Here is a 10,235-nt window from a genome sequence, read left to right as displayed (position 1 = left end):
CGGCCACCCCCACCCGACCACCCCCGCAAGCCCCGGGCTCCGGCCCTACGGAGGCGCCCCTGAGGCCAGCCCCTCCAATCACCACCCCGACCTCCCCCTACGAGGACACCACCCGGCTCCGCCCCCGGTTTCATCCGGGCCTCAACCCCGTGGGGCCGGCGCGCGCCTGGGGTAGCCCGACGGACGCGACCGGTGCGGTGCGGAGGGGTGGTTGGGGCGGATGGGCTAGGGGTTGAGGCGTTTGAGGGCGGCCTGGACCTTTTCGGGGTCGGTGGTGGTCCAGAAGGGAGGGAGGGAGGCCTTGAGGAAGGAGCCGTACCGTTTGGTGGCCAGGCGGGGGTCGAGGATGGCCACGACGCCCCGGTCGGCGGTGCTGCGCAGGAGGCGGCCCGCGCCCTGCGCCAGCAGGAGGGCGGCCTGGGAGGCGGCCACCTGCATGAAGCCGTTGCCGCCTCGGGCGCCGATGGCTCGCTGCCGGGCGGACGCCACCGGGTCGTCGGGGCGGGGGAAGGGGATCCGGTCCATGACGACCAGGGAGAGCGACGGGCCGGGGACGTCGACGCCCTGCCAGAGGGAGAGCGTGCCGAACAGGCAGGTCTCCTCCGACTCGGCGAACTGTTTGACGAGCTGGGAGGTCGAGTCCTCGCCCTGGCAGAGGATGGGGAAGTCGACTTTGAGCTCGTCGGCGGCCTGTTTCGCGGCGCGCATCGAGGAGAACAGCCCGAGGGTGCGGCCGCCCGCCGCCTCGATCAGGGACTTGAGCTCCTCGAGGTACTCGGGCGGAAGACCGTCACGGCCCGGTTCGGGCAGGTGCCGGGCCAGATAGAGGATTCCGCTGCGCGGATAGTCGAAGGGCGAGCCGACGTCGAGGCCCGACCACACGATCGGCCGCTCCTCATCCGCCGACGCCCCCTCACCCGCGGGCTCCTCGACGGCCTCGCCGTTCGCGCCGCCCCGAGCGGAAGATCCGGCGTCGTCCTGAGCGGAGTCGCGTTCCTGGACCAGGACCGCCCCCTCCCGGTCGGCCCCGTCCCCCGCGACGAGCCCCGCCTCAGCGGCCTTACCGTTGACGACCGCGACGGCACCGTCAGCACGCGCGGACGGAGTGGCATGGGCGGCGGTTCCGGTGGCGACGGGCGGCAGCCCCCACTGCCGGGCCAGCGGGTCAAAGGATCCGCCGAGCGTCAGCGTGGCGGAGGTGAGGATGGTGGTGCGCGCCTTGAAGAGCGACTCGCGCAGCAGCCCGCCGACCGCGATCGGGGCGACGTGCAGCGACGGCGGCCATTTGCCGTCGTAGCTCTTGGCGAGCCACACCACGTCCCACCGTTCGGTGAGGGGGGTCTCGAACGAGGAGAGGATCCGGGCGGCCGTCTCCTTGACGTCCTCGAGTGAGGTCTTCGCGGCACGCCGGACGGCCGACAGGGTCGGGTCGGAGTCCTTGATGTCGGGGCCGAGCGCCGTCAGGCAGGCGTGGGCGGCGTCACGGATCGCGATCAGCGTGTTCCCCAGGTGGGACGGCAGATGGTCGAGCCGTGACGCGTCGTGCTCGTCCATCGCGAGCCGCAGATCCTCGCCGAGTTCCTTGAGCCGGTCGGCGGTCTGGTCGGAGATCGCCTTCCCGGCACGGCGCGCCGCGGCCTCGACCGAGCCGGCCGAGATCTCGCCGGTGGCGACCGAGGTCACCCTGTCGACCAGGTCGTGGGCCTCGTCGATGACGACGGCGTCGTGTTCGGGCAGCACCTGGAAGTCTTCGAGCGCGTCGATCGCGAGCATCGCGTGGTTGGTGACGACCACGTCGGCTTCGGCGGCCGCGGCGCGGGCCAGTTCGGAGAAGCACGACTGGGCCTGCGGGCACCGCTGCCCGCCCAGGCATTCCTTGGCGGAGACGGCGACCTGCCGCCACGCCTGCTCGGACACGCCGGGCACCAGTTCGTCGCGGTCGCCCGTCTCGGTCTCTTCGGCCCATTCGTGGAGCCGCTGCACCTGCTTGCCGAGCGCCGACACCTGGGAGGTGTCGAACAGCGAGTCCTCGGGGTCGTCGGGCGCGCCGACCTGGATCCGGTTCATGCACAGGTAGTTGCGCCGCCCTTTGAGGATGGCGTAGTTCAGGTCCCGTCCGAGCAGCGGTTCCAGCGCCTTGGCGACGCGCGGCAGATCCCGGTCGACGAGCTGCTGCTGGAGCGCGATCGTCGCCGTGGAGATCACCACGGTGGTGCCGCGCGACACCGAGTACCGCACCGACGGGATCAGGTAGGCGAGCGACTTCCCGGTGCCCGTGCCCGCCTGGACGGCCAGATGTTCCTTGCGCCGCAGCGCCACTTCGACGGCCTCGGCCATCCGGATCTGCCCCGGTCTGTCCGATCCGCCGACGGCACCGACCCCCGCCGCCAGCAGGTCTGCGAGCGGCGGTAGGTCCTGCTTGGCGATACGGGGCTGAGGAACTGGCGAAGACACCCCGTTACCGTACCGGCCGCCGCCGACGTTCCAGCCCGTTATCCACAGGGCGGGCCTGGTCAGCCCCGGAGCCCCGCCAGGAAGATCGCGATCCGGCCGATGGCCTCTTCGAGCACCTCGGCGTGCGGCAGAGTGACGATCCGGAAGTGGTCGGGGTCGGGCCAGTTGAACCCGGTCCCGTGGACGATCAGCAGCTTCTGCTGCTCCAGCAGGTCGAGGCAGAACCGCATGTCGTCGTCGATCGGGTAGACCGCGGGATCGAGCCGCGGGAACACGTACAGCGCCCCCTTCGGCTCCACACAGCTCACCCCGGGGATCTCGTTGAGCAGTTTCACCGCGCGGTCGCGCTGCTCCAGCAGCCGTCCGCCGGGCAGGATCAGATCCTTGATGCTCTGCCTTCCGCCCAGCGCGGCCTGGATGGCGTGCTGTGCCGGCGCGTTGGGGCACAGCCGCATGTTGGCCATGACGTCCAAGCCCTCGATGTAGTCGGTGGCCTCGTTCTTGGGTCCGGAGATCACGACCCAGCCGGACCGGAATCCGGCCACCCGGTAGGCCTTCGACAGCCCGCTGAAGGTGAGGCAGAGCAGGTCGGGGGCGAGCGCGGCGATCGAGTGGTGGACGGCGTCGTCGAACAGGATCCGGTCGTAGATCTCGTCCGCGAAGATGATCAGCCCGTGCCGTCGCGCGACCTCGGCGACGGCCAGCAGGGTCTCGCGCGAGTAGACCGCGCCGGTCGGGTTGTTCGGATTGATGATCACCAGCGCCCGCGTGTTGGGGGTGATCTTCGCTTCGATGTCCTCCAGCGACGGCTGCCAGCCCGCGCTCTCGTCGCACAGGTAGTGCACCGGCGTGCCTCCGGCGAGCGCGACGGCGGCCGTCCAGAGCGGGTAGTCGGGCGCGGGGATCAGCACCTCGTCGCCGTTGTCGAGCAGCGCCTGGAGCGTCATGACGATCAGCTCGGACACCCCGTTGCCGAGGTAGACGTCCTCGACGTCGAGCCCGGTCAGCCCCTGGCTCTCGTAGTGCTGGACGACGGCCCGCCGCGCCGACAGCAGCCCCTTGGAGTCGCTGTACCCGTGCGCCTGGCCCAGGTTCTGGATGACGTCCTGGAGGATCTCCGGCGGGGCTTCGAACCCGAACGGGGCGGGGTTGCCGATGTTCAGTTTGAGCACCTGGTGCCCAGCGTCCTCGAGCTGTTTGGCGCGTTTGAGCACCGGGCCGCGGATCTCGTAGCAGACGTTGGCCAGCTTGTCGGATTGTTTGACCGCCATGCGCCAACCCTAGTGCTCGCGCACCTCACCAGCGCGTTCTCCTGTGACCTGGACTACATACATGCAGGCTTGCTTGCTTGTAAGTATGAGACGTATCGTCCAGTTATGTCAGTGAGCAGGCGCAGGCACCGCCGGCACGGAAGCAGCCGCCGTACGCAGGCGGAACGCCGCAACGCCACCCAGACCCGGCTGCTCGACGCGACGGCCGCGACCCTCGCCGACCTCGGCTGGTCGGGCCTGTCCACGACCGAGGTGTCGCGCCGGGCGGGTGTCTCGCGCGGCGCGCAGCAGCACCACTACCCGACCAAGATGGAGCTGGTCGCGGCCGCGTTGGAGCACCTTCTGGACCGGCTCCGCGACGAGTACCACGCCGCCTACACCGAGCTCCCCGACGACCGGCGCAACGTCGCCGGCGCCCTCGACCTGTTCTGGGAGACGATCCAGCAGCCGCCCGCGATGGCCCTGCTCGAACTGGCGCTCGCCGGACGCACCGACGAATCGCTGCGCGACCTGTCCAAGCAGCTCAGCAACCGCGTCGTCGAGATCGTCCGGGAGGTGTTCGACGAGCTGTTCCCCGAGTCCCTCCCGGACTCCGTCGTCGACGCCCTGATCCGCGGCCTGTTCGCGCTGCTGGTCGGCCTGTCCCTCCAGCACTCCCTGGACGGCGACGAGCACGGCCACCAGGCCGCCGTCCTCGACATGGTCAAGGCCTTCGCCCAGGACCTGATCCCGGCCACCACCCCCTCCGCAAGCGCCGAAAGGTAGAAGTCATGGCCAAGCCCCCCACCGAGCTCGCAGAAGAGGTCCGTGAGGCCGTCAAGGACCGCAAGTCCTACCACGGCGTCATCGACCGGTTGAACAAGGCCAGCGTCGACAAGCACTGGGAGGCCTACGCGGACATCCCGTGGGACGACCCCGAGTTCGCGATGGACCCGAACGACCCCCGCTGGATCCTGCCGGAGATCGACCGGCTCGGTTCGACCGCCTGGTACCAGGCGCAGCCGCCGCAGATCCAGGCGCAGATCGGGCTCTGGCGGGTCGCGACGGCCATGAAGATCGGCCTGCAGTTCGAGAACCTGCTGAAGCGGGGCCTGCTCAACTACGCCTACCGGCTGCCGAACGGCCGTCCCGAATTCCGGTACGTCTACCACGAGACGACCGAGGAGTGTCATCACGGGATGATGTTCCAGGAGTTCGTCAACAGGACCGGGATGCCGATCAAGGGGATGCCGCGGGCGCTGAGCGCGATCGCGCAGCTCGCACCGCTGATCCCGCTGATCTCGACCGAGCTGTTCTTCGTGTTCGTGCTCGGCGGCGAAGACCCGATCGACTACGTGCAGCGCAAGTCTCTGAAAGAGGGGCACATCAAGCACCCCCTCGAGCAGACGATCATGAAGATCCACATCGCGGAGGAGGCGCGCCACATCTCGTTCGCGCGCCACTACCTCAAGCACCGGGTGCCGAACATGTCCCGGGGCCGGCGGAAGGCGCTCGGCGTGCTCACCCCGATCATCCTCGGCGCGATGGCACGGATCATGCTGTCGCCTCCCGGCTCGATGGTCCGGCACTTCCACATCCCGAAGGAGGTCGTCCGCGAGGCGTACAAGAACGACGCCGCGCAGGAGGAGATCCGCAACTGCGTCGCCAAGATCCGTGAGCTGATGAACGAGCTGGACGTCACCGACGCGGCCAACAAGCGGATCTGGTCGGCCTTCGGCATCTGGGACGAGCCCAAGGCACGGCGGGCCGCCGCGTGAACAAGGTCGTGATCATCGGGACGGGCTTCTCCGGGCTCGGCATGGCCATCGCGCTCAAGCAGGCGGGCGAACATGATTTCGTCGTCCTGGAGAAGGCCGACGAGGTGGGCGGCACCTGGCGCGAGAACACCTATCCGGGCGCCGCCTGCGACATCATGTCGCTGCTCTACTCCTACAGCTTCGAACCCCGCACCACCTGGTCGCGCATGTACCCGCGCCAGGAGGAGCTGCTCGACTACATCAAGCACTGCGTCGCCAAGTACGGCATCCACGAGCACATCCGGTTCGGCACCGAGGTGCTGGGCGCCGAGTACGACGACGCCGCGCGCGCCTGGACGGTCACGACCAACAACGGCGTGCACACCGGGCGCGCCCTGGTCACCGGGATGGGTCCGCTGCACCACCCGAGCATTCCCGACCTGCCGGGGCTGGAGTCGTTCGCGGGCACCACGTTCCATTCGGCGCAGTGGAACCACGACCACGACCTGGCCGGCAAGCGCGTCGCGGTGATCGGGACGGGCGCGTCCGCGATCCAGTTCGTCCCGCAGATCGCCAGGACGGTGGAGCGGCTGACGGTCTTCCAGCGCACCCCCGCCTGGATCCTGCCGAAGCCCGACCGCAGGGTCACCAAGATCGAGCGGAGGCTGTGGGAGCGGCTGCCCGGCGCGCTGAAGTTCTACCGGGCGGGCATCTACCTCGCGCAGGAGTCGGCGGTCCTCGGATTCAAGAACCCGCAGATCATGAAGGCGGGCGAGGCGGTCGCGCGGCGCCATCTGCGCAAGCAGATCCCCGACCCGCGGATGCGCGCGCACCTCACCCCGAAGTACACGATGGGCTGCAAGCGCACCCTGGTCTCCAGCGACTACTACCCGGCGCTGATCCGCCCCAATGTGACGGTCGACTTCACCGGCATCCGGGAGATCCGTGAGAACGCGGTCGTCTCCCATGACGGCACCGTCCACGAGGTCGACACGATCATCTTCGGCACCGGCTTCCACGTCGTCGACGCGATGGAGAACGCCCGGATCACGGGCGAGGGCGGCGTCAAGCTCCAGGACGCCTGGCGCGACGGGGTCGAGGCGCACATGGGCGTCGCGGTGAAGGGGTTCCCCAACCTGTTCCTGATCCTCGGCCCCAACTCCGGGCTCGGCCACAACTCCATGATCTTCATGATCGAGGCGCAGGTCCGCTATGTTCTGCAGGCGTTGAAACTCCTGGACGGCCGGAGCCGCGTCGCGGTCAAGCCGACCGCGCAGGACCGCTTCAACTCCTGGGTCCAGCGCAAGTCGGCGGGCGCGGTCTGGGTCTCCGGCGGCTGCACGAGCTGGTATCTGGACGCCGAGGGCAAGAACAGGGCGGCCTGGCCGGCGTCCACGCTGAACTACTGGATCAAGACGAGGCGGTTGCGACGCGAGGATTTCGACCTGACGTGATCGGTCGCGGGGACGACTTCGCTGTGACCTGAGTGGTTCCGGTGCGAGCCGTCCCCTAGAATTTTTATTATACGAACTGTCAGGAAAGCGCACTCTCTGCCGCCCTGCCGCCCACCGATGGACCGGAGCCCACCATGAGCATTGCGATCGTCACCGGAGGGGCTTCCGGCATCGGCCGGGCCATCGCCGCGGAACTGGCCGCGCGCGGCGACACGGTCTACGTCACCGACGTCAACGCCGACGGCGCGGCCCAGGTGGCCGACACGCTCAACGCGAAGCTGCCCGGCAAGTCGTTCGGGCTGGCCCTGGACGTCACCGACGCCGCGGCCGTCGCCTCGCTCTACCAGCAGGTCGCCCGCGACCACGGCTCCCTCGACCTGGTCTTCAACAACGCGGGCATCGCGGTCGGCGGGCTGGCCGAAGAGCTCACCCTCGACCACTGGAACCGCGCGATCGACATCAACCTCCGGGGCGTGATCTACGGGGTGGACGCCGCTTACCGGATCATGATCGAGCAGCGGTCCGGCCACATCGTCAACACCGCCTCGCTCGCCGGACTGGTGCCGATGCCGATGGGCATCCCCTACACGGCGACCAAGCACGCCGTCGTCGGCCTCTCGCTCGGGCTCCGCGCCGAGGCCGCGGGCAACAACGTCAAGGTCAGCGTGGTCTGCCCCGGCTTCGTGGACACCCCCCTGCTGTCCACGGTCAACTCGGGGCTCCCCGAGACGAGCCTCACCAGCAAGCCCGACAACGACGTCAAGGACACCGTGCCGGGCAAGCTGTACACCGCGGAGAAGCTGGCCAAGGACGTCCTCAAGGGCGTCCGGAAGAACCAGGCGCTGATCGTCGCTCCGGCGTCCGGGCGTGCGGCCTGGCGCGGGATGCGCGCCAACCCCGGCATCGCGGTGCGCGTCGCCAAGATCGCCACCGACCAGTTCCGCAAGCAGAGCGGCAAGTGACGCAGCGGCCGGTCGAGGCGCGAGGCTAGGTCTTCTCCCCCAGCTCGACCGGCTCGACCGGCTCGACCGAACGGTGGTGCAGGTCGAACGCCGGGCGGATGCTCCGGATCCGCGGAATGCGCAGGAAGTTGTGGCGGGGCGGCGGGCAGGACGTCGCCCATTCCAGCGATCCGCCGTAACCCCAGGGATCGTCGACGCCGACGCGCTTTCCGTCCCGCACGGTGATGTAGACGTTCCACAGGAACACCAGGGTCGAACCGCCCAGGACGAACGCGCCGATGCTCGACACCAGATTGAGCGTGGTGAATTCTTCCGCGTAGTCGGCGTACCGGCGCGGCATCCCCTCCGCCCCCAGCCAGTGCTGGACGAGGAACGTCGTGTGGAAGCCGACGAACAGCAGCCAGAAATGCAGCTTGCCGAGCCCGTCGTGGAGCATCTTCCCCGTCATCTTCGGCCACCAGTAGTAGAACCCGGAGAACATCGCGAAGACGACCGTCCCGAACACCACATAGTGGAAGTGGGCGACGACGAAATAGCTGTCCTGAAGCTGGAAGTCCAGGGGCGGCGAGGCGAGCAGGATCCCGGTCAGCCCGCCGAACAGGAACGTCACCAGGAATCCGACGGCGAACAGCATCGGTGACTCGAAGCTCAGACGGCCGCGCCACATCGTGCCGATCCAGTTGAAGAACTTCACGCCCGTCGGCACCGCGATCAGATAAGTCATGAACGCGAAGAACGGCAGCAGCACCCGGCCCGTCGTGAACATGTGGTGCGCCCACACCGCCATCGACAGGCCCGCGATGGAGATCGTCGCACCGACCATCCCCACATAGCCGAACAGCGGTTTCCGGCTGAACACCGGAATGACCTCGGTGATGATCCCGAAGAACGGCAGCGCGATGATGTAGACCTCGGGATGCCCGAAGAACCAGAACAGGTGCTGCCACAGCAAGGCGCCGCCGTGCTGGGAGTCGAACACGTGCGAGCCGAACTTGCGGTCGGACTCCAGCACCAGCAGCGCCGCCGCCAGGATCGGGAACGCCATCAGCACCAGCAGGCTGGTCAGCAGCACATTCCAGACGAAGATCGGCAACCGGAACATGGTCATGCCGGGCGCACGCATCCCGATGATCGTGGTCACGAAGTTGACGCCACCGAGGATCGTGCCGAGCCCCGACAGCGCCAGGCCCATCACCCACAGATCGCCACCGAGCCCCGGGCTGTGCACCGAGTTGCTGAGCGGCGCGTACCCCGTCCAGCCGAAGCTCGCCGCGCCGCCGGGGATCACGAACCCGATGACGACCATCGTCCCGCCGAACAGGAACAGCCAGAAACTGAAGGCGTTCAGCCGCGGGAACGCGACGTCCGGGGAACCGATCTGCAGCGGCATGATCACGTTGGCGAAGCCGACGAACAGCGGGGTCGCGAACAGCAGCAGCATCACGGTGCCGTGCATCGTGAACAGCTGGTTGTACTGCTCCCTGCTGACGAACTGGAGGCCCTGACCGGCCAGCTCCGCGCGGATCACCATCGCCATCACGCCAGCCAGCAGGAAGAACAGAAAACTGGTGATCAGATACATGTAGCCGATCACCTTGTGGTCCGTCGTCGTCAACCAGCCGACGACGACGCTCCCCCGCCCGCGCTCAGGAATCGGCGCCTCGGGATTGCGGCGACCCAGCAGAACCATGGCGTGCTCCCTCACCAGTAGGGGACGCTCCCACTATTCGCCCGGTACAGAAACCCGGCAAGGCCCCATTACCGTGGAGAGGTGGAACGCATCCTGGTGAGCAGCTGTCTGCTCGGCGCACCGGTCCGCTACGACGGGCAGGCCAAGACCAGCGGCTCGGCGATCCTGGCACGCTGGCGGCGCGAAGGCCGCGTGGTCGCCTTCTGCCCGGAACTGGCCGGAGGACTCCCCGTTCCGCGGCCCGCCGCCGAACGCCGCGGCCTCCAAGTGATCACCATCAACGGCGAGGACGTGACGGCCGCGTTCCGCCTGGGCGCCTCCCTCGCCCTCGCCACCACCGAGAAACACGGCATCCGGCTCGCGGTACTCAAAGAAGGCAGCCCGTCCTGCGGCAGCAGCCACATCGCCGACGGCACCTTCACCGGAACCAAACTCCCCGACGTCGGTGTGACGACCGAACTGCTCCGCTCCCACGGCATCCTCGTCTTCAACGAAACCCAACTCGAAACCGTGGACGCCCTCCTCACCGACTGACACAAGAACCCCGAAAATGCGAAAGGCCCCGAACCAATGGTCCAGGGCCTTTCAATCAATAATTGCGGCGGTGTCCTACTCTCCCACACAGTCTCCCATGCAGTACCATCGGCGCTGAAGGGCTTAACTTCCGG

The 10,235-nt window shown here is 68.2% G+C and carries 8 protein-coding genes and 1 rRNA gene; 5 read left to right on the top strand and 4 right to left on the bottom strand.

What is annotated here, in order from left to right; all coding sequences use genetic code 11:
* Positions 1-225: 225 nt before the first annotated feature.
* Both ACYVE7_RS21040 and ACYVE7_RS21035 read right to left on the bottom strand, forming a co-directional pair.
* A complete protein-coding gene (locus tag ACYVE7_RS21040; protein WP_460366682.1) occupies positions 226-2,337 on the bottom strand; it encodes an ATP-dependent DNA helicase in 2,112 nt (703 codons plus the stop codon).
* A 176-nt stretch (positions 2,338-2,513) separates the two neighbouring features.
* Positions 2,514-3,725, bottom strand: a complete 1,212-nt coding sequence (locus ACYVE7_RS21035; RefSeq protein WP_460366681.1) for a pyridoxal phosphate-dependent aminotransferase — start codon at positions 3,723-3,725, stop codon at positions 2,514-2,516.
* Between the two features lie 105 nt (positions 3,726-3,830).
* Between ACYVE7_RS21035 and ACYVE7_RS21030 the strand changes: the two genes are divergently transcribed.
* The 4 genes from ACYVE7_RS21030 to ACYVE7_RS21015 all read left to right on the top strand — a co-directional run bounded on the left by ACYVE7_RS21030 (position 3,831) and on the right by ACYVE7_RS21015 (position 7,877).
* A complete protein-coding gene (locus ACYVE7_RS21030) occupies positions 3,831-4,490 on the top strand; it encodes a TetR/AcrR family transcriptional regulator (RefSeq protein ID WP_460366679.1) in 660 nt (219 codons plus the stop codon).
* 5 nt (positions 4,491-4,495) lie between these two features.
* Entirely contained in the window at positions 4,496-5,482 is a 987-nt protein-coding gene (locus tag ACYVE7_RS21025; RefSeq protein WP_460366678.1) for an AurF N-oxygenase family protein, read from the top strand.
* Positions 5,479-6,915, top strand: a complete 1,437-nt coding sequence (locus ACYVE7_RS21020) for a flavin-containing monooxygenase (RefSeq protein WP_460366677.1) — start codon at positions 5,479-5,481, stop codon at positions 6,913-6,915. Before ACYVE7_RS21025 ends, ACYVE7_RS21020 begins: the two co-directional genes overlap by 4 nt.
* A 134-nt stretch (positions 6,916-7,049) precedes the next feature.
* A complete protein-coding gene (locus ACYVE7_RS21015) occupies positions 7,050-7,877 on the top strand; it encodes an SDR family NAD(P)-dependent oxidoreductase (RefSeq protein WP_460366675.1) in 828 nt (275 codons plus the stop codon).
* Between the two features lie 25 nt (positions 7,878-7,902).
* On the opposite strand, the gene ctaD is transcribed toward ACYVE7_RS21015, so the two are convergent.
* Positions 7,903-9,567 carry an aa3-type cytochrome oxidase subunit I gene (gene ctaD / locus ACYVE7_RS21010; RefSeq protein ID WP_460366674.1) on the bottom strand — a complete coding sequence of 555 codons (1,665 nt, stop codon included), beginning with the start codon at positions 9,565-9,567 and terminating at the stop codon, positions 7,903-7,905.
* An 81-nt stretch (positions 9,568-9,648) separates the two neighbouring features.
* On the opposite strand from ctaD, the gene ACYVE7_RS21005 reads away from it, so the two are divergent.
* A complete protein-coding gene (locus tag ACYVE7_RS21005) occupies positions 9,649-10,101 on the top strand; it encodes a 2-thiouracil desulfurase family protein (protein WP_460366673.1) in 453 nt (150 codons plus the stop codon).
* 62 nt (positions 10,102-10,163) lie between these two features.
* On the opposite strand, the gene rrf is transcribed toward ACYVE7_RS21005, so the two are convergent.
* A 5S ribosomal RNA gene (gene rrf / locus ACYVE7_RS21000) occupies positions 10,164-10,235 on the bottom strand; the annotation flags it as partial.

The organism is Actinocorallia lasiicapitis (assembly GCF_054778695.1).
This window is presented reverse-complemented; position numbering and strand designations above follow the sequence as displayed.

Bases quoted from the DNA above. Each gene is read 5' to 3' on its own strand.
- ACYVE7_RS21040 (WP_460366682.1), bottom strand. From the start codon at position 2,337: ATGGCCGAGGCCGTCGAAGTGGCGCTGCGGCGCAAGGAACATCTGGCC.
- ACYVE7_RS21035 (WP_460366681.1), bottom strand. From the start codon at position 3,725: ATGGCGGTCAAACAATCCGACAAGCTGGCCAACGTCTGCTACGAGATC.
- ACYVE7_RS21030 (WP_460366679.1), top strand. From the start codon at position 3,831: ATGTCAGTGAGCAGGCGCAGGCACCGCCGGCACGGAAGCAGCCGCCGT.
- ACYVE7_RS21025 (WP_460366678.1), top strand. From the start codon at position 4,496: ATGGCCAAGCCCCCCACCGAGCTCGCAGAAGAGGTCCGTGAGGCCGTC.
- ACYVE7_RS21015 (WP_460366675.1), top strand. From the start codon at position 7,050: ATGAGCATTGCGATCGTCACCGGAGGGGCTTCCGGCATCGGCCGGGCC.
- ctaD (WP_460366674.1), bottom strand. From the start codon at position 9,567: ATGGTTCTGCTGGGTCGCCGCAATCCCGAGGCGCCGATTCCTGAGCGC.